Consider the following 21,532-nt stretch of genomic DNA (forward strand, 5'->3'; position numbering starts at 1 on the left):
ACCCTCAATGGAACAGCGATTTCTCGGGGTGCTGGATGTTCAGCCGCTGCAGCTTGCGATACAGGGTGTTGCGGCTGATGTTCAGCTCACGGGCGACGCCGCTCATGTTCCATTGGTGGCGCCTGAGCGTCTGCTGCAGCACCTCGCGCTCGGCGCTCTCGAGCGCGGTCAGGCCGGGCGCGGCCTCGTCCTCGGGCCCGCGGCCGCAGGCCGGGCCCGCCGCCGTCGTGGACGCCGTAACGGGCGCAGCAACGGACGCAGCACCGGACGCCGCACCGGACACCAGGGCAGACGCCGCGGCAGATGAAGCAAGGGATGCGCCAGCGGCTGGCGCCGCAATCGTCACCAGGCGGTACTCGGGCGGCAAGTCCTGCAGGCCCAGGCGGTCCGTTTCGCGCAGGGCGATCATGGTGCGCAGCAGGTGGCGCAATTGGCGGATGTTGCCGGGCCAGCGCTGCCGTTCGAGCTGGTCGAGCAGGCCGTCGTCGAGCTCGACCGGCTGTTCGCCCTCGCTTTCCTCGGCCGCCAGGTGGCGGATCAGGGCGCGGCGGTCGGCGCGCTGGCGCAGCGGCGGCAGGGTGAACGAGACGCCTTGCAGCCGGTAATACAGGTCCTCGCGGAACTCGCCACGCTCGATCTTTGCCGGCAGGTCGCAGTGGGTGGCACTGATCAGGCGGATGTCGAGCCTGACGGGCGCCTCGCCGCCGAGCGGCACCACCTCGCGTTCCTCGAGGACGCGCAGCAGCCGGGCCTGGAGCGCCACCGGCATGTCGCCGATCTCGTCGAGGAAGAGGGTGCCGCCGTTCGCCTGCAGCAGCTTGCCGCGCTGCCCGTCCTTGCTGGCGCCGGTGAAGGCGCCCGAGCGGTAGCCGAACAGCTCGCTTTCGACCAGCGACTCGGGGATCGAGGCGCAATTGATCGCCACGAAAGGCTTGGCCGCGCGGCTGCCGGAGGCGTGGATCGCGCGCGCCATGCGTTCCTTGCCGGTGCCGGTCTCGCCCAGCAGCACGATGGCCACGTCGCGTTCCATGACCCGCTTGGCGGTGGCGATGATGGCGCTCATCGCCGGGTCGCCGAACTGCAGCGCATCGAGGGCGCTGGCCGGCTGCGGCGCGGACAGGGCCGCGGCGCCGCGCTGGGGCCGGCGTACCGCGCCGCCCGTCACCGGCTGGTACATCACGGCGAAGAAGCGTGCGTTGCTGCGCACCTCGAAGATCGGCAGCGGGTGGTAGGCGCGCCGCATGCTGCTGTCCACCAGGCCCGGGAAGGTGAGGTTGAACAGCTCCGAGATGTCGCGGCCGACGATCTCGGCCGGGCTGCGGTAGCCGAGCAGGGACAGGCTTGCGCGGCTGGCCGCCAGCACCGTGCCGGTGACGCTCAGCGCGATCGCGCCCTCGCTGAGGGTGCCGACGAATTCGGGCCGGTTGTGGAAGCGCAGGATGAAATCGTGGCGGAAGCGCTGCAGGAAGACCCGGTTCTCGATCATCTGGACCGACATGCTGACCAGGGCCAGCGTGTGCTGCTGGGCCAGGCGCGATTCGCCGGAGGCATCCAGCACGCCGACCAGGTCGCCTTCGTGGTCGAAGATCGGCGCGGCCGCGCAGGACAGGCCGATATTGCGCGACAGGTAGTGTTCGTCCTGGTGGACGGTGATCGGACGGCGCTCGACCAGGCAGGTGCCCATGCCGTTGGTGCCCTGCACGCGTTCGCTCCAGACCGCGCCCTGCATCAGCCCGGTGCGGGAAGCCGCATGGGTGAAGGCGGGGTCGCCGAAGTAGTTGAGCAGCACGCCTTCGCGGTCGGTCAGCATGATCGCGTAACCCGAGCCGGCCAGTTGCTGGTACAGGTTCGCCATCTCGACCTTGGCGACGGCCTGGACGTCGGCCAGCCGCTCCTGGCGTTCCTGCAGCTCGGCGGGCGCCACCACTTCCGGTTCGGCGCAGGTGCCGGGGTCGAGTTGGTATTCGTTGAGGCAACGGATCCAGGACCGGGTGATGCGGTTTCCGCCCCCGAGGCTGTCTCCGACCCGGCCATGGACGACCGAGTGGACGCGCTTGACGTGTTCCACGGCAAACTTCGACATGTTGTCTCCTACGTCCGCGACTAGGGCGCCGGCCGCTGTCGCTCTATGGACTATTGTGTGAGTGACACCTCATCTGCTGTGGAGAATACACCCTTCCGTTCGCAAATTGTCGGCTGGTTTGCGAAATTTTTGAACAGGCCAGTGCGGCCGAATAGGCCTGAATGAGGAAGTCGAGACCGGTATCAGCAGGCCCGTGATTATCGGGAACTACCAGAGCGCTCGACAGTCAGGAGGCGTGCCGTGAAGAAGACGGAAGGCACCTTGATGCATGCTGCATGGGGCTTGCCGGGCGGAGGGGCGGATGGAGGAGAGGGCGGAGGGAAGGGGCAGCGGCGGCAGTCAGAGCCTGCCGCCGCCGCGGGCGATATCGCTTCTTACTTGGCGATCAGCACCAGCGTGCCGCGGCCGCACAGGCCGTAGTTCGTGGTTTCGCCGCCGACCAGGGCTTCGCTGCCCGGCGCCGCCACCTGGGAGGCGCCCTCGGCCCAGGGGCAGGTATCGGTCACGCGGTACCAGTTCTTGCCGGCGCCCGGCCAGGGCAGCGTAAAGTTGACCTGCGCGCTCCAGGCGTTGTGCGCCACGTAGATGGCGGAAGCGGTATCGCCGAACTCGGTGCCGTCGATGCGCCAGGCGATCGCGTGGTTGTCGGCGTTGTTGAAGTAGCTGGCGTCGGCCACGCCGCCATCCGGCTTGAACCAGCGCAGCTGCTCCATCACGTTGCCGTTGTTGTCGACGCTCGAATAGAAATTCGCCGGACGCAGGGCCGGATGGGCCTTGCGAAAGGCGATCATCGCTTTCGTGAACGCCTGGAAGTTGTTCTGGTCTGTGGTGCGGGTCCAGCCCTGCCAGTTGGCCGTCGAGTCCAGGTTATAGGGATTGTTGTTGCAGTTCAGGCTGCGCAGGGAAGCGGTAGCCGTCCACGCCCAGCTTGTCGCGCCAGTAGGCGAGCGAATCGACGATCAGGTTCTGGGCGATGGGGTTGCGCGTGTTGTAGTTGCCGCCGACACCCGTGTTGTCCCAGGAGAATTGCATGTCCGCCGTCAGGCTGTAATAGGTCGGGTTGTCCAGGCCGCGCATGCTCTGGATGTTGTAGGTGGTCTTGTCGCCGTTGTTCCAGGCGCCGCCTTCGCCGGTGTGGTTGTAGACCACGTCGACCAGCACCTTGATGCCGTTGTCGTGGAAGGCCTTGACCATTTCCTTGAATTCGCGGGTCGGTCCGCCGGGCGTCTTGTCGTAGGCGTAGCGGCGGTCCGGGGCGAAATAGTTCAGGGTCATGTAACCCCAGTAGTTGTCGCCGCTGGTGCTGGCCGGATCGTTGTCGTTGGTATCGTTTTGCGTTTCCTGCACCGGCAGGAATTCGATGGCGGTAACGCCCAGGCTGGCCAGCCAGGCCGCCTTCAGGCCGGCGCCCTTATAGGTGCCGCGGTAGGCGGCGCTGATGCTGGTGTCGTTCATGGTCAGGCCGCGCACGTGGGCCTCGTAGACCACATCGTCCTTCAGCGCGCGGGTCGGTTTCACCCCGATCGACTGGGTGTCGCCGGCGAGCACGATGCCTTTCGGCGCCGACGCCCCGCTGTCGATGTTGCGGTACAGCGGGCCGCTGGCATAGATGGTGCCGTTGGTCATGGTTGCCGTGGTCGGGTCGTGGCTGAGCTCGAGCGCGTAGGGGTCGGACAGCAGCTTGTTCGGATTGAAGCGGTTGCCGGCGGCGTCGACGTCGCTGATGAAGCCGACACTGGAACCCTTGGTCCAGCTGGCGTTGTAGGGCCAATTCGGGCCCCAGGCGCGGTAGCCGTAATACAGCGTGCCGCCCAGGCCCTGGCTGGACAGCGTCGTGGTCGGGATCGTCACGCTCCAGATGCCGTTGGTGTTGGTCATCACGTAGCGCGCCTTCTCGGCGCTGCCGGTGGCGGCGCTGTACAGGTAGAGCTCGATGCGCGTGGCCTTGCTCGAGTACACCTTGAAGGTGACGTTGGCCTTGGTGGCGTCGTAGGCGGCGCCGAGTTTGTTCGGGTTGATCGCGGCGTAGGCCGGGGCGGCCAGCAGGGCGCCGCTGACCAGGGCGGCCAGCAGTGTGCGGTGCAGCTTCATGCTTGTCTCCGTATTTTGTTTGTTTTTTTAAACATTTGTTTGAGGAGACCATGGCCGCGCGGGACATGGTTCCCGGTATCGAGGCCCATTGTGGGCATCGCATGTACTTTCGCTACCTCTTCCGGAAAGCTCATCAATACACCGGGGAGACGCTACTCCCGAGCCCGCTTGAAGTCAATCGTGTGCCGTAGTTTTCTTACGGATGGGCTGCTCCGTGCGGCCGGTGCTGGGGCTTGGTGCGAATCTGCGGCACAATGCGGGTGTGATGTTGCCAATCCAATAAACCGGGAGACGCATGAACGAACAGGGTGCAAGGCGCGTCGTGCTGGTACGCGCCATCGAAACGGCCGACACCGGCCACCAGGTGCTCAGCGAGGACGACCGCAAGTACGCCAGCCGCAGCGCGCGCGAGCTGGCGGCCTGGCAGGCTTCCGACAGCAAGAGCGCGGTGACGCAGGACCTATTTCTACAGCAGCGCTCGGAGCAGATCCTGAAGCGCCTGGCCGAGCGCACGCCGGCCTTTGCCGCTTTCCAGAAGCGTGCCCTTGGCTTGCCCGGCTTCTGGGCGGCGCTGCCGCTGCTGGCGCTGTTTGCCGGCGCGCTGCTCGACCGCATCGCGGATCCGCACCGCGTCGACCTGCTGTCGGCGCCGCTCCTGTTCATCGTCGGCTGGAACTTGCTGATGTACGTCGTGCTGCTGGTCTGGGCCCTGGTCCCGAAGCGCAAGACCGGCCTGGCTGGACAGGGCCTGCTGCGCCGCCTCAGCGTCGGCAAGGCGGTGACGCCGCGCAAGCTGCCGGCGCCGCTGGCGGCGGGCCTGACCGCCTTCATGACGGAGTGGACGCAATTGAGCGAACCGCTGACCCGGGCGCGCCTGTCGCGCACGGTTCACCTGTCGGCGGCCGCCTTCGCGCTCGGCGCCGTGATCTCGCTGTATGCGCGCGGCTTGCTGACGCAATACGGCGCCGGCTGGGAAAGCACTTTCCTCGACGCGACCCAGGTCCACACCCTGCTGTCCTGGCTGTTTACGCCGGCCCTGACCGTCTTCCCCTTCCTGCAGGGCTTTTCGCTGGCCGACATCGAAGCGCTGCGCATCGCGCCCGGTGCGGCGATGGCAAGCTCGGCAGCGGCGGCAACCGCGACAACGGCCGCCGCCGCCGCCGGCGAACGCTGGGTGCACCTGTACGGCGCCACCATCCTGCTGCTGGTGATCCTGCCGCGCCTGATACTGGCGCTGTTCGCCGCGCTGCGCGCCGGCCGCCTGGCGCGCCGTTTCCCGCTGGAACTCGAACACCCGTATTTCCGCAAGCTGGCCGACAGCATCGGCGCCGGCACGCCAGCCGTGCTGCGTGTGCTGCCCTACAGCTTCACGCTCGACGAAGCGCGCGACCGCGGTTTGTGGACGGTGGCCGCGATGGCGCTGGGCGCCCAGGCGCGTGTGCTGCTGCGGCCCACGGTGCCGTATGGCGAAGAGCCGAAGGAGGCGCTGCGCGAGGCCGCGCTCGATGAAGCGGGCATGACGGTCACGGCCGCCCTGTTCAACCTGGCCGCCACGCCGGAGAAGGAAAACCACGGCGCCTTCCTCGATTACCTCAGCCGCAACACCAAACGAGGCGTGGCCGTGCTTCTGGACGAGTCGGGCATGCTGGAGCGGGCCGCCGGCCAGGCCGGCGTCGACGCCCGCGTCAACGAGCGCATCGCCCTGTGGCGCCAGTTCTGCAGCTTCCACGGCACCGCCGCCACCGTCGTCAACCTGCTGCAACCCGAGCGCCGCCCGATCGAGCTCGGCGCCGGCCTTGCCTTGCCGGAGCTGCGATGAGCGAGGTCCCAGTCAAAATCCAGTTCGCACTGGTCTCGCACACGAACAACGGCAAGACCACGCTTGCCCGCACCCTGGTGGGTGTGGACGTGGGAGAAGTGCGCGACGCCGCCCACGTGACCACCTTCGCCGAAGCCCATCCGCTCCAGACCAGCGAGGCCGGCGACACCCTGCTGCTGTGGGACACCCCCGGCTTCGGCGACTCGGTGCGCCTGCTCAAGCGCTTGTCCCTGGCGGGCAACCCGATCGGCTGGTTCCTGCGCGAGGTGTTCGACCGCTACCGCGACCGTCCGTTCTGGCTCAGCCAGCAGGCTTTGCGCGCGGCCAAGGACGAGGCCGATGTCGTGCTTTACCTGGTCAATTCGGCGGAACCTCCGGGCGACGCCGGCTATCTACCAGCAGAGATGAATATCCTCGAATGGTTGGGCAAGCCGGTGGTTGTGCTGCTCAACCAGATGGGAGCGCCGCGGCCCGGCGCGCAGGAAGGGGTCGAGCAGCAGCAATGGAAGACGCACCTGGCACGTTTCCCTGTCGTGCGCGAAGTGCTGGCGCTGGATGCCTTCGCGCGCTGCTGGGTGCACGAGCACGTCTTTTACGAGGCGGTCGCGCCGTTGATCGACGCAGAGAAACAGGCCGGCTACGAACGCCTGCGCGCCGCCTGGGAAGCGAACAATCGCCAGCGCTACGCCAGCGCCCTGCGCATGACGGCCGAGCAGGTGGCCGCCGCCGCGCGCGACAGCGAGCCGGTGCCCGACGCCGGGCGCGGCATGGTGCGCACGGCGTTGAAGGCCGTGGGCCTGGGCAAGGACGAGCAGAAGCGGCAGGAAGCGGCGATGGCGGCGCTGGTCGAGCGCCTGAACGGGGAGATCAACAAGACGACGATGCGCATGCTGGTGCTGCACAAGGTCGATCCGGGCGAGGCGGTCACGATCAATGCCCGCGTGCGCGAGAACTTCGCCGTGCGCGCGCCGATCGACAAGGCGCAAGCCGGGCTGCTCGGCGCCGTGGTGTCGGGCGCGGCGACCGGGCTGTCGGCCGACCTGATGGCCGGCGGCTTGACGCTCGGTGGCGGCGCGCTGCTCGGCGCCATCGTCGGCGGCCTGACGGCGGCCGGCGCCGCCTGGGGTTTCAACCAGCGCGCCGACCGCAACGAAGCGGCGGTGCAGTTTGCCGATGCCTTCCTGCAGACCCTGCTGGTCGGCGCGGTGCTGCGCTACCTCGCCGTCGCCCATTTTGGACGCGGCCGCGGCAATTATGTCGAGAGCGAGGCACCGGCCTTCTGGCAGGCCGAGGTCGAGCAGGCGCTGGCGGCCCACGGCGGCGACTTGCCGGCGCTGTGGCGCAGCGTGCGCGCCGCGCCTAGCCTGGAGGCGGCCATCGAGCCGGTCAACGCGCTGGTGACGCGGGTGAGCGATGCCACCCTCGCCCGGCTGTATCCCGGCTTTACACTGGCCGCGCAGGCCCCGGCGCCGACATCGACGCCGGGGCCTGAGTCGATCAGCGGAACTGGTACTGCGCGCTGACGCCCAGCACCCAGTTGCGGCCCGGCGCCGGTTCGTAGTAGCGGCGGTTGCTGTCGCCCACGATCACCGAGCCGACGTAGTCGCGGTCGAACAGGTTGTTCAGGCGCGCGAATTCCTTGAACCGCCACTGGCCCGCTTCCTGGCGCGCCTGCAGGCGCAGGTTGACGATGCCGTAGCCCGGGGCCGGGGTGGCGGCGTTGGCGTCGTCCGGATGCACCTTGCTGCTGGCGATGGTCTCCAGCGCCGCACCAAGCTTGCCGTCGGTCGCGGTCCAGCCGAGTTCTCCATACAGGCTGGCGCGCGGCACGCCGGGCAGGCGGTTGCCGGCCGGGATGCTGCCGAAGCCGTCCTCGTACACGGCGCGCAGCACGTTGGCGGCGACGCGCGCGTTCAGGCCGGGGCCGAAGCGGGTGTCGAAGGATAGCTCGACGCCGCGGCGCAGGGTCTCGCCGGCATTGCGGTAGCTGGTGCGTCCGCCGCTGGAGGCATCGACCACCACTTCGTCATCGGTGCGGACCTGGAACAGGGCGAGGTCCAGGCGCGTGTCGGCCCCGAACATCTTCTTCATGCCGGCTTCGAGGTGGGTGCTGCGGCTCGCTTGCAGTCCGAAGTTAACGCCCGGACCGGTACTGGAATAAAACAGCTCGTTCAGGGTCGGGGTCTCGAAGCCGCGCGCGGCGCTGGCGTACAGGTTCAGGCTGGGCGTCAGTTTATACAGTGCGCCGAGCACCGGCGCGGCGCCGCTGTAGTCGACGCTGCCGCTGTCGTCACCGTTGCCCAGGTAACGGTCGCTGACGTCCACATCCAGCGAAGTACGGCGCAGCCCGGCAGTCAGCATCCACTGGCCGCGCTCCCATTCGGTCTGCACATAAGGATCGAGGCTGGACAGTTCATTCTGTTCGTCGCGGCGCAGGTTGCCGCGCACGCCGAACTGCTCGCCCACAAAATTCTCGAAGCCCTGGCGCGCATCCTTCGAGCTCGCGTACTCGAGGCCGACCGTGGTGCGCAGGGTGCCCCCGGCGAACTCGCGCACGTCGCGCCAGTTCAGGTCGACGCCGTGGAAGTCGCGGTCGAAGTCGACCACGCCGCCCGAATGCGTGGCCGGCGCCTGGAAGCCGCGCGAGAAGGATTGGTACTGGACCACCTGGCGGTTGCCGCCGTAGGCAGTCAGCTGCAGGCGGTTGGCGCCGAAGCGCTGCTGCCACTGCAGGCCGATCTGCTGGTTGTCGATGCTCTTGCGGGTGTCGTAGCGCTCGGCGAAGGTGCGCTGCGGCGATTGCGGGTCGCTGGTATCGATCTCGCCGGCGCGCGGGTCGCGCTGGAAGGTCGCCCAGGTGATGCCAAGCGGGTCCTGGGTGTCGCGCTGGTGCAGGGAGTTGGCGACGATGGTGACCTTGCCGTCGCCCGAGGTCGGGACGGTCAGCTTGGCGTAGCCCTGTTCGCGCGTGGCGGCGCTGTGCGCCCGGTAGCCGTCGGTCTCGAAGCGCGACGCATCCAGGACATAGCCGATCCCGCGCGTCTCGCCCTGCGCATTCAGGTCAAGCTTGCGCATGCCGTCGCTGCCGGCCGAGCCGCTGAACTCGATGGCCGGCGCACCCTTGCCGTCGCGGGTGAAGAGCTGCACGACACCGCCCGAGTGATTGCCGTACAAGGCCGAGAATGGGCCGCGCAACACTTCGATGCGTTCGGCCATGTCGAGATTGAAGGTGGCGGCCTGGCCTTGGCCGTCGGGCATGGTCGCCGGAATGCCGTCCGTAATCAAGCGAACGCCGCGCACGCCGAAGGCCGAGCGCGCGCCGAAGCCGCGCGAGGAGATCTGCAGGTCCTGCGCATAGTTCTGCCGGTTCTGCACCACGACGCCCGGAACGGCGGCGAGCGCTTCGGACAAATTGACGCGTGGCTGGGTGTCGCGGATGCGCGCGGCGTCGACGACGTCGATCGCGGCCGGCAGATCGAAGCTGGCCTGCTCCGCGCGGCTGCCGGTCACGACCACCACCTGCAGCGGATCTTGCGGCTGCGGCTGGGATTGCGCCTGGGCCAGTGCCGTGGAGGAGAGGGTGGCCAGCAGTGCGGGAAGCAGTTTGAGGCGGGCGGGGTGGATGGACATTGCAGCTCGTACTTGTTGATGAGCCCAACATCATAATACTCAGCGCCAAAGCGCGTCGCCGTCCTCGCCGCTGCGCCACGAAAACGCTCTTGCCAACTGGCCAGGCTTTTTGTTATAGTTCGGTCCCTCGCGAAAACGACAACGAAATCAAATAGTTGAAGAGTTCACGAGGGCCGCGCCAAAACGCGGTGCTGTAAAAAAGAAGTTGACGAACATCGCGAAATACTGCACAATCTCACTTCTCTGCTGCTGACGAACAAAACGATTCGCAACGAAGCAGCAAGGCAGTACAGAACAACAGTTCTTTAACAATTAACAGTCGATAAGTGTGGGCGTTTGATGAGGGTGCCAGCTGACTTGTTCAGCTGATTACTTAAAATATCAAATGTTCGCACAAAGTATTAAACGTTATCTCAGCAATGAGATGACGGTCAGTATTTTGAGTGAGCGAAATCGATCCAGTGGATCGATTTCGAAATCCGTAGCAATGCGGGTTTCGACAAACAGAGATTAAACTGAAGAGTTTGATCCTGGCTCAGATTGAACGCTGGCGGCATGCTTTACACATGCAAGTCGAACGGCAGCACGGGCTTCGGCCTGGTGGCGAGTGGCGAACGGGTGAGTAATACATCGGAACGTACCCAGAAGTGGGGGATAACGTAGCGAAAGTTACGCTAATACCGCATACGTTCTACGGAAGAAAGTGGGGGATCGCAAGACCTCATGCTTTTGGAGCGGCCGATGTCTGATTAGCTAGTTGGTGAGGTAAAGGCTCACCAAGGCGACGATCAGTAGCTGGTCTGAGAGGACGACCAGCCACACTGGAACTGAGACACGGTCCAGACTCCTACGGGAGGCAGCAGTGGGGAATTTTGGACAATGGGCGCAAGCCTGATCCAGCAATGCCGCGTGAGTGAAGAAGGCCTTCGGGTTGTAAAGCTCTTTTGTCAGGGAAGAAACGGTAGAGGCTAATATCCTTTGCTAATGACGGTACCTGAAGAATAAGCACCGGCTAACTACGTGCCAGCAGCCGCGGTAATACGTAGGGTGCAAGCGTTAATCGGAATTACTGGGCGTAAAGCGTGCGCAGGCGGTTTTGTAAGTCTGACGTGAAAGCCCCGGGCTCAACCTGGGAATTGCGTTGGAGACTGCAAGGCTTGAATCTGGCAGAGGGGGGTAGAATTCCACGTGTAGCAGTGAAATGCGTAGAGATGTGGAGGAACACCGATGGCGAAGGCAGCCCCCTGGGTCAAGATTGACGCTCATGCACGAAAGCGTGGGGAGCAAACAGGATTAGATACCCTGGTAGTCCACGCCCTAAACGATGTCTACTAGTTGTCGGGTTTTAATTAACTTGGTAACGCAGCTAACGCGTGAAGTAGACCGCCTGGGGAGTACGGTCGCAAGATTAAAACTCAAAGGAATTGACGGGGACCCGCACAAGCGGTGGATGATGTGGATTAATTCGATGCAACGCGAAAAACCTTACCTACCCTTGACATGTCAGGAACCTCCGAGAGATTGGAGGGTGCCCGAAAGGGAACCTGAACACAGGTGCTGCATGGCTGTCGTCAGCTCGTGTCGTGAGATGTTGGGTTAAGTCCCGCAACGAGCGCAACCCTTGTCATTAGTTGCTACGCAAGAGCACTCTAATGAGACTGCCGGTGACAAACCGGAGGAAGGTGGGGATGACGTCAAGTCCTCATGGCCCTTATGGGTAGGGCTTCACACGTCATACAATGGTACATACAGAGGGCCGCCAACCCGCGAGGGGGAGCTAATCCCAGAAAGTGTATCGTAGTCCGGATCGTAGTCTGCAACTCGACTACGTGAAGTTGGAATCGCTAGTAATCGCGGATCAGCATGCCGCGGTGAATACGTTCCCGGGTCTTGTACACACCGCCCGTCACACCATGGGAGCGGGTTTTACCAGAAGTAGGTAGCTTAACCGTAAGGAGGGCGCTTACCACGGTAGGATTCGTGACTGGGGTGAAGTCGTAACAAGGTAGCCGTATCGGAAGGTGCGGCTGGATCACCTCCTTTCTAGAGTAGCACCGAGCGAAAGCTCAACATCAAGCGTCCGCACTTATCGACTGTTGAAAAATAACGAGAACAGTTTGGGTCTGTAGCTCAGTCGGTTAGAGCACCGTGTTGATAACGCGGGGGTCGTTGGTTCGAATCCAACCAGACCCACCACATAGGGGGATTAGCTCAGCTGGGAGAGCACCTGCTTTGCAAGCAGGGGGTCGTCGGTTCGATCCCGTCATCCTCCACCATTTACTCTGTTCACTGCATTTATGTAAAGCTGCGAGCTTTAGATAAGTGTAGTTCTCGTTCTTTAACAATCTGGAAGAAGTAAAGTTTTTTTAAGCGTGCGGTTAAGTCAGCAATGATTTGATCACACACTTAGGGTAGTAATCAAAGTATCAACAAACATGCAATGAGCTGTACTCTTTGAACTGTAACGATCCCTGTTGTCAGCAGGGGCTAACGTTATAGGGACAAGCGAATAAGTGCACATGGTGGATGCCTTGGCGATTACAGGCGATGAAGGACGTAGTAGCTTGCGATAAGCTGCGGGGAGTGAGCAAACACACATTGATCCGCAGATTTCCGAATGGGGAAACCCGGCCCTTTGGGTCATTGCATGCTGAATACATAGGCATGCAAAGCGAACGCGGCGAACTGAAACATCTAAGTAGCTGCAGGAAAAGAAATCAACCGAGATTCCCAAAGTAGTGGCGAGCGAAATGGGAAGAGCCTGTACGTGATAGTCGGACTGATAGTGGAAGCCTTTGGAAACAGGCGCCATAGCGGGTGATAGCCCCGTACACGAAATCAGACCGGTGGTACTAAGCGTACGACAAGTAGGGCGGGACACGAGAAATCCTGTCTGAACATGGGGGGACCATCCTCCAAGGCTAAATACTCGTAATCGACCGATAGTGAACCAGTACCGTGAGGGAAAGGCGAAAAGAACCCCGGGAGGGGAGTGAAATAGATCCTGAAACCGTGTGCATACAAACAGTCGGAGCGGACTTGATCCGTGACGGCGTACCTTTTGTATAATGGGTCAGCGACTTACATTCAGTGGCGAGGTTAACCGAATAGGGGAGCCGTAGAGAAATCGAGTCCGAACAGGGCGACAGTCGCTGGGTGTAGACCCGAAACCAAGTGATCTACCCATGGCCAGGATGAAGGTGCGGTAACACGCCCTGGAGGTCCGAACCCACTAATGTTGAAAAATTAGGGGATGAGCTGTGGGTAGGGGTGAAAGGCTAAACAAACTTGGAAATAGCTGGTTCTCTCCGAAAACTATTTAGGTAGTGCCTCAAGTATCACCATCGGGGGTAGAGCACTGTTATGGCTAGGGGGTCATTGCGACTTACCAAACCATTGCAAACTCCGAATACCGATGAGTGCGAGCTTGGGAGACAGACGTCGGGTGCTAACGTCCGGCGTCAAGAGGGAAACAACCCAGACCGCCAGCTAAGGTCCCAAAGATTGGCTAAGTGGAAAACGAAGTGGGAAGGCTAAAACAGTCAGGATGTTGGCTTAGAAGCAGCCACCATTTAAAGAAAGCGTAATAGCTCACTGATCGAGTCGTCCTGCGCGGAAGATGTAACGGGGCTAAGCCAGTCACCGAAGCTGCGGATATCCTTTATTGGATATGGTAGGAGAGCGTTCTGTAAGCCTGCGAAGGTGTCTTGTAAAGGATGCTGGAGGTATCAGAAGTGCGAATGCTGACATGAGTAGCGATAATGCGGGTGAAAAGCCCGCACGCCGTAAGCCCAAGGTTTCCTGTTCAACGTTCATCGGAGCAGGGTGAGTCGGCCCCTAAGGCGAGGCAGAGATGCGTAGCTGATGGGAAGCAGGTTAATATTCCTGCACCGTCGTATGATGCGATGGGGGGACGGATCGCGGAAGGTTGTCCAGCTGTTGGAATAGCTGGTTCTTGACTCATAGAAGGCGCTTAGGCAAATCCGGGCGCGCAATTCAAGGGGTCGAGACGTGTGTCCTTGTGACACGAAGCAATCGGAAGTGGTTCCAAGAAAAGCCTCTAAGCTTCAGTCATACGAGACCGTACCGCAAACCGACACAGGTGGGCGAGATGAGTATTCTAAGGCGCTTGAGAGAACTCGGGAGAAGGAACTCGGCAAATTGGTACCGTAACTTCGGGAAAAGGTACGCCCCGGTAGCTTGATCACTTTACTGTGTGAGGGCGAAAGGGTTGCAATAAACTGGTGGCTGCGACTGTTTAATAAAAACACAGCACTCTGCAAACACGAAAGTGGACGTATAGGGTGTGACGCCTGCCCGGTGCTGGAAGATTAAATGATGGGGTGCAAGCTCTTGATTGAAGTCCCAGTAAACGGCGGCCGTAACTATAACGGTCCTAAGGTAGCGAAATTCCTTGTCGGGTAAGTTCCGACCTGCACGAATGGCGTAACGATGGCCACACTGTCTCCTCCCGAGACTCAGCGAAGTTGAAATGTTTGTGATGATGCAATCTACCCGCGGCTAGACGGAAAGACCCCATGAACCTTTACTGTAGCTTTGCATTGGACTTTGAACCAATCTGTGTAGGATAGGTGGGAGGCTTTGAAGCGGGGACGCCAGTTCTCGTGGAGCCATCCTTGAAATACCACCCTGGTTTGTTTGAGGTTCTAACCTTGGTCCGTGATCCGGATCGGGGACAGTGCATGGTAGGCAGTTTGACTGGGGCGGTCTCCTCCTAAAGTGTAACGGAGGAGTTCGAAGGTACGCTAGGTACGGTCGGACATCGTGCTAATAGTGCAATGGCATAAGCGTGCTTAACTGCGAGACCGACAAGTCGAGCAGGTACGAAAGTAGGACATAGTGATCCGGTGGTTCTGTATGGAAGGGCCATCGCTCAACGGATAAAAGGTACTCTGGGGATAACAGGCTGATTCCTCCCAAGAGTTCATATCGACGGGGGAGTTTGGCACCTCGATGTCGGCTCATCACATCCTGGGGCTGTAGCCGGTCCCAAGGGTATGGCTGTTCGCCATTTAAAGTGGTACGTGAGCTGGGTTTAAAACGTCGTGAGACAGTTTGGTCCCTATCTGCCGTGGGCGTTGGAAATTTGAAGGGGGCTGCTCCTAGTACGAGAGGACCGGAGTGGACGAACCTCTGGTGTACCGGTTGTCACGCCAGTGGCATTGCCGGGTAGCTAAGTTCGGAAGAGATAACCGCTGAAAGCATCTAAGCGGGAAACTTGCCTTAAGATGAGATTTCCCGGAGCCTTGAGCTCCTTGAAGGGTCGTTCGAGACCAGGACGTTGATAGGCTGGGTGTGGAAGTGCAGTAATGCATTAAGCTAACCAGTACTAATTGCCCGTACGGCTTGTCCCTATAACCTTAGCAGGTATAGTCGAGAATACAGCGCTGTTTGTTGATACAGGCTACCCAATACTTCTTCCAGATTCAGAGTGGCGTTCAGATAGCTGAACGACATTCGTACAAGTCATGCCTGATGACCATAGCAAGTCGGTCCCACCCCTTCCCATCCCGAACAGGACCGTGAAACGACTTTGCGCCGATGATAGTGCTGCAACCAGTGTGAAAGTAGGTTATCGTCAGGCTAGTTATAAGAAAAACCCCGCAGAGTGATCTCTGCGGGGTTTTTTGCTTTTGGATGTTTGTTTTTGTCGTTTTCCTTTCTCTTCAAGCCGCAGGCTGATCATCCGGTGAGACCGCGTGGGCTCGAGAGCCCACCCTACGAAAAGCGGGATATAAACGCAGGACCGGCGGTTCAGCAGCCTGCAGACGCAAGCCGTACAATAAGCCCATGCGTATCCTCATCGTCGAAGACCACCCCGATATCCTCGCCAACCTGTATGGCTTCCTCGAGCCGAAAGGCCATGTGCTCGACTCCGCGCGCAATGGTTATGCGGGGCTGGCACTGGCCTCGGAAAACGACTACGACGTGATCGTGCTCGATATCGGTCTGCCCGGGCTGAATGGCATCGAGCTGTGCCAGAAGCTGCGCGACGAGCTGGCTATCCGCACCCCGGTGCTGATGCTGACCGCGCGCGATAGCCTGAGCGACAAGGTGGCCGGTTTCGACAGCGGTGCCGACGATTACCTCGTCAAACCCTTTTCGCTGGTGGAGCTCGACGTCCGCCTGAAGGCCTTGGTGCGGCGCTCGGAAGGCATGCAGGCTGTCAGCCACACGCTGCGCTTCGGCGACCTGGAATTCGATCCCGATACCCAGGAGGCGGCGCGCCAGGGCGTGCGCATCGCCTTGACCAGGACCGGCTATACGCTCCTGCGCATCCTGATGACGGCGGCGCCGCGCATCGTGCCGCGCGAAGCGCTCGAGCATGCGCTGTGGGGCGAGGACCGGCCGGACAGCGATGCGCTGCGCACCCACATCCATGCGCTGCGCCAGGCCATCGACAAACCTTTCGACCACGCGATGCTGCGCACCGTCGCCGGCGTCGGCTACCGTCTCGTGCTTCCCGATGCTGCCATCTGAATCCCTGCGCCGGCGCATCGTCGTCGCCCTGGTATCGTTCAGCGTCGTGTTGTCGCTGTTCATTGCCGTCGTCGCGGCCATCGCGGTCGAAGGCATCGAGGTGCACCTGGTCGACAACCGGCTTGCCGAGGCCGTGCGCTGGGCCTCGCCGCGCGAGGCGGCCGGCTTGCCGACCGAGATGCCCGCCGGCCTGCGTTTTCATCGCGGCAGCGACATTCCGCAGTCGCTGCGCAACCTGCCCCAGGGCGTGTCCGAGGTCGACGTCGACGGCGTCGGGCTGCATGTCCTGACCGGCGCCGACGCGGCCGGGCCCTATGTCATGGTCGACCACGAAAGCGACTACGAGAAGGTCGAGCTGGTCGTGTATTCGATGTTCGCCGCGGCGCTCCTCGGCATCGTCCTGCTCGCCGTGCTGCTGGGCCGTTTCCTGGCCAGCCGCATCGTCAGCCCGATCAGCGAGCTGGCCGAAGCCGTCACGCACGGCCAGGCCGCGCTGCCGCTGACCGGGCGCGCCGACGAACTCGGCATTCTCGCGCGGGCCCTGCAGGCGCATACCGCCGAGCTGCGCGCCTTCCTCGACCGCGAACGTTTTTTCACGGGCGACGTCAGCCATGAGCTGCGCAGCCCGCTGACCGTGATCATGGGCGCGGCCGAGATCCTGATGACCAATGCCGGCAGCGGGGCCACGCGCGCGCCGGCCGAGCGCATCTACCGCGCGGCGCACGAGGCCGCAGAGTGCGTGACGGTCCTGCTGCTGCTTGCACGCGCGCCCGAGCTCGGCCGCCTGCCGCCGGTCCAGGTCGATGCGATCGCCGCCCGCGAGGCCGAACGCTACCGCGCCCTGGTCGCGCACAAGCCGGTCGCGCTGCGTTACAACGACGGCCCGCCGTTCGCCGTGCAGGCGCCAGGCGAGCTGTGCGCGGCCGCGATCGGCAACCTGGTGCGCAATGCCTGCCAGTACACCGAGCAAGGCGAGGTCAGCGTGACGCTCGCCGAGCGGCGCGTGATCGTCGAGGACACCGGACCGGGCCTGCCGGCGGCCGTGCGCGCCACGCTGCGCCAGCCGGGCGCCGCATCGAACGGCATGCCCTCGACGGGCTCCGCCGGCACCGGGCTCGGCCTGTCGCTCGTGTACCGCATCTGCGAATACCTCGGCGCCACGCTCGTGCACGAAGACCGCGCCGGCGGCGGCAGCCGCTTCACGATCGTCTTCCCGCCCGATTTCACGCAATCTTAACGCCGCGCTGACCGGCAGCTGACGCCGTGTTTCCTATCCTTGAACACTGGTGGCCAATCCCGGCCATCCGGTTTCCACGGATACGCGTTTGGACAAGTTCTTCGCACAGCGCATCAGCGCACCTCTCCTTACCCTGGCGGTCGCGACCTTGCTTGCCGCCGCCGGCAACATCAAATTCTGGTCGACCCTGACCGCCGCCGCCGGTGGCCTGTCGCTCGCGCGCCTGCCGCTGCTGGTCGGAGCCTTCCTCATCGTCGTCCTGTTCTTCAATGCCTGCCTGACGCTGGCGAGTTTCCGCTACGTCGCCAAGCCGGTGCTGATCCTGCTCGTGCTGACCGCCTCGGCCGCCAGCTACTTCATCGCCGCCTATGGCATCGTGATCGACCGTGCGATGATCCAGAACGTGTTCGAGACCGACGTCAGCGAGGCGACCGAACTGTTCAGCTGGAACCTCGTGTTGACGGTCAGCGTCCTCGGGCTCCTGCCGTCGTTCTTCATCGCGCGCGCCCGCGTCCTCTTCCCGCAGGGCGTACGCGGCCTGCTCGCCAGGGCGGGGATCGCCGGCGGCTCGCTGCTGCTTGCCGGCCTGCTCCTGATGATTTTCTTTAAAAGCCTGGCGCCGGCCTTGCGTGAGCACCGCGAACTGCGCCTGCTGCTGACGCCCACCAATACCATCCAGGCCGTGCACAGCTACCTGCGCAGCAAATGGAGCACGCCGGTCGTGGTGGCGCCGCTGGGACGCGACGCCATGAAGGGCGCGGCCTGGCAAGGCCAGACGCGCCGCACGGTGACCGTGATCGTGGTCGGCGAGACCGCACGCGCCATGAATTTTTCGCTCAACGGCTACCGGCGCGACACCAACCCGCTGCTGGCGCGCCAGGAAGGGTTGATCAATTTCTCCAACGTCTCGTCCTGCGGCACGGCGACCGCCGTCTCGGTTCCCTGCGTCTTTTCGGCGTTTGGACGCGAGAATTATTCCGAAGCCAAGGCCAGCAGCCAGGAAGGCCTGCTCGACGTGCTGTCCCATGCCGGCTTCAATGTCCTGTGGCGCGACAACAATTCCGGCTGCAAGGGCGTGTGCGCCCGCGTCGCCTATGAGGACCTGTCGAAGGCGGGAGCGAATAGCCGCTTCTGCGAAGGTGGCGAATGCCATGACGAACGCTTGCTCGAAGGCTTGCCCGACTTGATCCGGAACAGCAGCAAGGACCTCGTCATCGTGCTGCACCAGAAGGGCAGCCACGGTCCGGCCTATGCCAAGCGTTACCCGCGGGGGTTCGGCCGCTTCAGCCCGGTATGCGATTCGAACGAATTCGAGAAGTGTGCGCCGGACACGATCGTTGCCGCCTATGACAACACGATCTTGTACACCGACTATTTCCTGAGCAAGACGATCGACTTGCTGCGCGCCACCGCGGCCAACGAAGGCGTCGATACGGCAATGCTGTATTTCTCGGACCACGGCGAGTCGCTTGGCGAAAACAACCTCTACCTGCACGGCGCGCCCTACCTGTTCGCGCCGGCCGAGCAGACCAGGGTACCGATGATGCTGTGGATGTCCGACCACTTCAGCGAGCGCTTCCGTATCGACCGCAACTGCCTGATGGCGCGCCGCGCACAGCCCCTGTCGCACGACAATGTGTTCCATTCGGTGCTGGGCCTGCTCGACGTGAACACCGCCGTGCTCAATCCCAAGCTCGACCTGTTCCATTCCTGCATGCGGAGCAACTGAATGCGCGCGCTTCCACCACAGGCCGCGCCGGTCCTGATCGGCGCGCGGCAGGCCTGGCGCGTCGCCGCCGCGCTGCTCGTTAGTGCCGGCCTCATCTTCTGGCTGGGCCGCTGCACCGACATCGACCTGATGCTGGCCGACGCGCTCTACGATCCGGGCGTGCACGCCTTTCCCTGGCGCCACGCCTGGCTGACCGACACCTTCAGCCATGTGATCCTGAAAGACCTGCTGAGCGCGGCCGCCGCCGGCGTTATCCTGGCGGCCCTGCTCGACGCCTGGCGCGCGCGCGGCATGCGCAACCCGCACAACCCGCTGGCGCGCCTGCGCCTGCGCGTGGTGGCCCTGTCGGCGCTGCTGGTGCCGCTGGTGATCAGTGCCCTCAAGCAGGCGAGCGTCGCGCATTGTCCCTGGGATCTGGCCCGCTACGGCGGCACCGAGCCCTACCTGCGCCTGTTCGACGCCTTGCCGTTCGGCGTGCCGCCCGGCCACTGCCTGCCGGCAGGGCACGCATCGAGCGCCTTGTGGCTGGTGTCCCTGTGCGTCTACTGGCTGCCGCTGCGTACCCGCATGGCGGGGCGCGTCGCGGCGGCGGCACTGGCCCTCGGCGGGGCGGTTGGCTGGATGCAGCAACTGCGCGGCGCGCATTTCCTGACCCACACGCTGTGGTCGGCCTGGATTGCCTGCGCCATCGTGCTGGTCCTGGTGCTGGTCCTGCAGTGGCAACCGCTGCAGCGGCTGCGCGCGCTTCTCGAAGAACGCGATACCGTCGACGAAGCCGTTTGAAGAGGCGCGGGGCTTGCCAGGCTTGCCATACTCGGCGCTTTTCCGAGGAGGCGGTCCCGCTACAGAGGCTAGAGCGCTTCCAGCTTTGGTCCGCGCAAACCGACCAGCAGCGCCTTGCCCTTGGCGTCGACGCGGAATTCCCCGTACCTGGCATGGCTCCAGCGCTCCGCCTCCCCCTCGGCGAAATACCAGGCGTCGCTGGCGATCATCAGGCGCCCGTTCTTGCGCACCAGTTCGATCAGCATCTCGTCCGCGGCCAGCGCCTCCCCTTCATGGATGCGTAGCGGCGTCGCGACACCATTCGGCGCCCGCCGCGCGACCAGCATCGCCGCATCGGCCGCCGACAGGGCGACTTCGGGTGGCAGCGCATAATTCAATGCCATGTAGTCGCCCTGCATCAGCGAGCGCGGGTCGACCGGCGCCAGCTCGACATACACCGGTGCGCCGTTGCGGATCAAGGTCTCTTTTTCCCAGATGGCCGCATTCGCCACGACAAGGACGAGCGCACCCGCGCCGCCGATCGCCAGGCGCCGCCAGCGCTCGCGTGTAGCCGGCGCGCGCAAGGGCGCATGCAGGGGCGCTTCCGCCGGCGCTTCGGCCGGCATGGCATAGCGGGCGACGGCGCCCAGCAAGGCGCCACAGGCGGCGAGCACCACCGCCTTGATCCCCAGGGGCCAGGCCAACTGGTAATAGAAGGCGCCGACGATCCACAAGGCCGACGCCGCGGCCAGCAGCGCGAGATTGCGGCGCCCGTTCGCTGCGCAGACCGCGCACACCAGCAGGACCGCACCGAGCGTGACCGAAAACCAGCACAGGCAGGCAGCCGTTGCCGCCACCGTCCCGAACCAGAAACTGCGCAAGGCCGGCCATTGACGCATCGACCAGGCGGCGGCGAGCAGCGCGCACGCCACGGAAACGAGGGCAGTGGCGCCGGCGGGAACGCTGATATGGAACGGCAGCATGCTGGACAGGTGAGCGGCACCGAACAGGAAGGTCCTTCCCGCGCACAGTGCCAGCAGGAGCACCGTCATCGACCCCACGCCGGTCAGGATGGATTCCATCGCGCCGGCGATCCTGGCGCTCTCTGGCTTGTGTTCGATTCGCCGCAATACGGCATGCCCGCCGATCCAGGCAAACGCCATGAAGTTCAGCACATATTCGGCAGGCACTCCCGTCGTTGCCGAGTAAATTTGACGGTAGGACACCGACAGGGTCAGCAGGCTGACGAAACTGGCGGCCAGCAATGCGCGCAGCCAGCCTTGCGGGACCGATACCGCCAATATCATCGTCAGCAGCGCCATCAGGCCCAGGCTCGACTGGACGCTTTTACTGTCGAAGCTGCCGAAACCGACCAGGGCCGTACCGACAATCAGGCTGGCAACGCCCAGCTGCTCGACAAACAGGGATTTGCCGCCCTGGTACAGCATGGCGACGGCCGCGCCGAGCACCAGGACGCCGACGGCGACGAAGGCGCCCTCGTCCGGCTTCGCGTCCGACAGGAGTACGAGCACGACGAGTATGCCCAGGGGGATTGCGGCGAACCAGGCGGCAATCGCCGTCATGACCACCACGGCCCAGGGGCGCTCCTTATCCTGCGACGCCACGACGGCGTCCGAGATCAGGCCTTGCAGCGCTGCTTCGTGAAGAATGTTGTCCATG

11 protein-coding genes, 2 tRNA genes and 3 rRNA genes are annotated in these 21,532 nt (G+C 63.4%); 11 read left to right on the top strand and 5 right to left on the bottom strand.

What is annotated here, in order from left to right; genetic code table 11:
- Window positions 1-4 precede the first annotated feature (4 nt).
- The 3 genes from ACFOPH_RS19990 to ACFOPH_RS20000 form a co-directional block, all read right to left on the bottom strand.
- Entirely contained in the window at window positions 5-2,083 is a 2,079-nt protein-coding gene (locus tag ACFOPH_RS19990) for a sigma-54-dependent Fis family transcriptional regulator (RefSeq protein WP_379737036.1), read from the bottom strand.
- A gap of 374 nt (window positions 2,084-2,457) precedes the next feature.
- On the bottom strand, window positions 2,458-2,874 hold the full coding sequence (locus tag ACFOPH_RS19995; protein WP_379737037.1) for a hypothetical protein: 417 nt from the start codon (window positions 2,872-2,874) through the stop codon (window positions 2,458-2,460).
- Between the two features lie 76 nt (window positions 2,875-2,950).
- A complete protein-coding gene (locus ACFOPH_RS20000; RefSeq protein ID WP_379737038.1) occupies window positions 2,951-4,174 on the bottom strand; it encodes an alpha-amylase family glycosyl hydrolase in 1,224 nt (407 codons plus the stop codon).
- Between the two features lie 295 nt (window positions 4,175-4,469).
- Between ACFOPH_RS20000 and ACFOPH_RS20005 the strand changes: the two genes are divergently transcribed.
- On the top strand, window positions 4,470-5,993 hold the full coding sequence (locus ACFOPH_RS20005) for a DUF2868 domain-containing protein (RefSeq protein WP_379737039.1): 1,524 nt from the start codon (window positions 4,470-4,472) through the stop codon (window positions 5,991-5,993).
- On the top strand, window positions 5,990-7,516 hold the full coding sequence (locus ACFOPH_RS20010; RefSeq protein WP_379737040.1) for a DUF3482 domain-containing protein: 1,527 nt from the start codon (window positions 5,990-5,992) through the stop codon (window positions 7,514-7,516). Before ACFOPH_RS20005 ends, ACFOPH_RS20010 begins: the two co-directional genes overlap by 4 nt.
- On the opposite strand, the gene ACFOPH_RS20015 is transcribed toward ACFOPH_RS20010, so the two are convergent.
- Window positions 7,491-9,623 carry a TonB-dependent receptor family protein gene (locus ACFOPH_RS20015; RefSeq protein WP_379737041.1) on the bottom strand — a complete coding sequence of 711 codons (2,133 nt, stop codon included), beginning with the start codon at window positions 9,621-9,623 and terminating at the stop codon, window positions 7,491-7,493. The two genes, ACFOPH_RS20010 and ACFOPH_RS20015, sit on opposite strands and share 26 nt — an antisense overlap.
- A 512-nt stretch (window positions 9,624-10,135) precedes the next feature.
- Here ACFOPH_RS20015 and ACFOPH_RS20020 point away from each other — a divergent pair.
- The 9 genes from ACFOPH_RS20020 (at window position 10,136) to ACFOPH_RS20060 (ending at window position 19,873) form a co-directional block, all read left to right on the top strand.
- Window positions 10,136-11,666: ribosomal RNA gene (locus ACFOPH_RS20020) — 16S ribosomal RNA — on the top strand.
- Between the two features lie 76 nt (window positions 11,667-11,742).
- Window positions 11,743-11,819 (top strand) — tRNA-Ile (locus tag ACFOPH_RS20025).
- A 4-nt stretch (window positions 11,820-11,823) separates the two neighbouring features.
- Window positions 11,824-11,899: transfer RNA gene (locus ACFOPH_RS20030), tRNA-Ala, on the top strand.
- A 223-nt stretch (window positions 11,900-12,122) separates the two neighbouring features.
- A 23S ribosomal RNA gene (locus ACFOPH_RS20035) occupies window positions 12,123-14,998 on the top strand.
- A gap of 117 nt (window positions 14,999-15,115) precedes the next feature.
- A 5S ribosomal RNA gene (gene rrf, locus ACFOPH_RS20040) occupies window positions 15,116-15,228 on the top strand.
- The 16S, 23S and 5S rRNA genes sit together here with 2 tRNA genes alongside, the layout of an rRNA operon.
- A gap of 206 nt (window positions 15,229-15,434) precedes the next feature.
- Window positions 15,435-16,124 carry a response regulator transcription factor gene (locus ACFOPH_RS20045; protein ID WP_312549132.1) on the top strand — a complete coding sequence of 230 codons (690 nt, stop codon included), beginning with the start codon at window positions 15,435-15,437 and terminating at the stop codon, window positions 16,122-16,124.
- Window positions 16,111-17,361, top strand: coding sequence for a sensor histidine kinase (locus tag ACFOPH_RS20050; protein ID WP_312549131.1), 1,251 nt, complete (start codon window positions 16,111-16,113; stop codon window positions 17,359-17,361). Before ACFOPH_RS20045 ends, ACFOPH_RS20050 begins: the two co-directional genes overlap by 14 nt.
- Before the next feature lie 88 nt (window positions 17,362-17,449).
- Window positions 17,450-19,090 (top strand): phosphoethanolamine transferase, encoded by a 1,641-nt coding sequence (locus ACFOPH_RS20055; protein ID WP_379737042.1) that lies wholly within the window; start codon window positions 17,450-17,452, stop codon window positions 19,088-19,090.
- Window positions 19,091-19,873, top strand: a complete 783-nt coding sequence (locus ACFOPH_RS20060) for a phosphatase PAP2 family protein (protein ID WP_379737043.1) — start codon at window positions 19,091-19,093, stop codon at window positions 19,871-19,873.
- Window positions 19,874-19,941: 68 nt separating this feature from the next.
- Here the strand turns inward: ACFOPH_RS20060 and ACFOPH_RS20065 are convergent, their stop codons facing one another.
- A complete protein-coding gene (locus ACFOPH_RS20065; RefSeq protein WP_379737044.1) occupies window positions 19,942-21,531 on the bottom strand; it encodes a GDYXXLXY domain-containing protein in 1,590 nt (529 codons plus the stop codon).
- Between the last annotated feature and the right edge of the window lies 1 nt (window position 21,532).

The organism is Massilia haematophila (genome assembly GCF_042647645.1).
Taxonomy (GTDB): Bacteria; Pseudomonadota; Gammaproteobacteria; order Burkholderiales; family Burkholderiaceae_D; genus Telluria; species Telluria haematophila.

Coding starts and splice junctions, on each gene's coding strand:
- ACFOPH_RS20045 (WP_312549132.1), top strand. CDS start 15,435: ATGCGTATCCTCATCGTCGAAGACCACCCCGATATCCTCGCCAACCTG.
- ACFOPH_RS20050 (WP_312549131.1), top strand. CDS start 16,111: ATGCTGCCATCTGAATCCCTGCGCCGGCGCATCGTCGTCGCCCTGGTA.
- ACFOPH_RS19995 (WP_379737037.1), bottom strand. CDS start 2,874: ATGATCGCCTTTCGCAAGGCCCATCCGGCCCTGCGTCCGGCGAATTTC.
- ACFOPH_RS20060 (WP_379737043.1), top strand. CDS start 19,091: ATGCGCGCGCTTCCACCACAGGCCGCGCCGGTCCTGATCGGCGCGCGG.
- ACFOPH_RS19990 (WP_379737036.1), bottom strand. CDS start 2,083: ATGTCGAAGTTTGCCGTGGAACACGTCAAGCGCGTCCACTCGGTCGTC.
- ACFOPH_RS20010 (WP_379737040.1), top strand. CDS start 5,990: ATGAGCGAGGTCCCAGTCAAAATCCAGTTCGCACTGGTCTCGCACACG.
- ACFOPH_RS20005 (WP_379737039.1), top strand. CDS start 4,470: ATGAACGAACAGGGTGCAAGGCGCGTCGTGCTGGTACGCGCCATCGAA.
- ACFOPH_RS20065 (WP_379737044.1), bottom strand. CDS start 21,531: ATGGACAACATTCTTCACGAAGCAGCGCTGCAAGGCCTGATCTCGGAC.
- ACFOPH_RS20015 (WP_379737041.1), bottom strand. CDS start 9,623: ATGTCCATCCACCCCGCCCGCCTCAAACTGCTTCCCGCACTGCTGGCC.
- ACFOPH_RS20000 (WP_379737038.1), bottom strand. CDS start 4,174: ATGAAGCTGCACCGCACACTGCTGGCCGCCCTGGTCAGCGGCGCCCTG.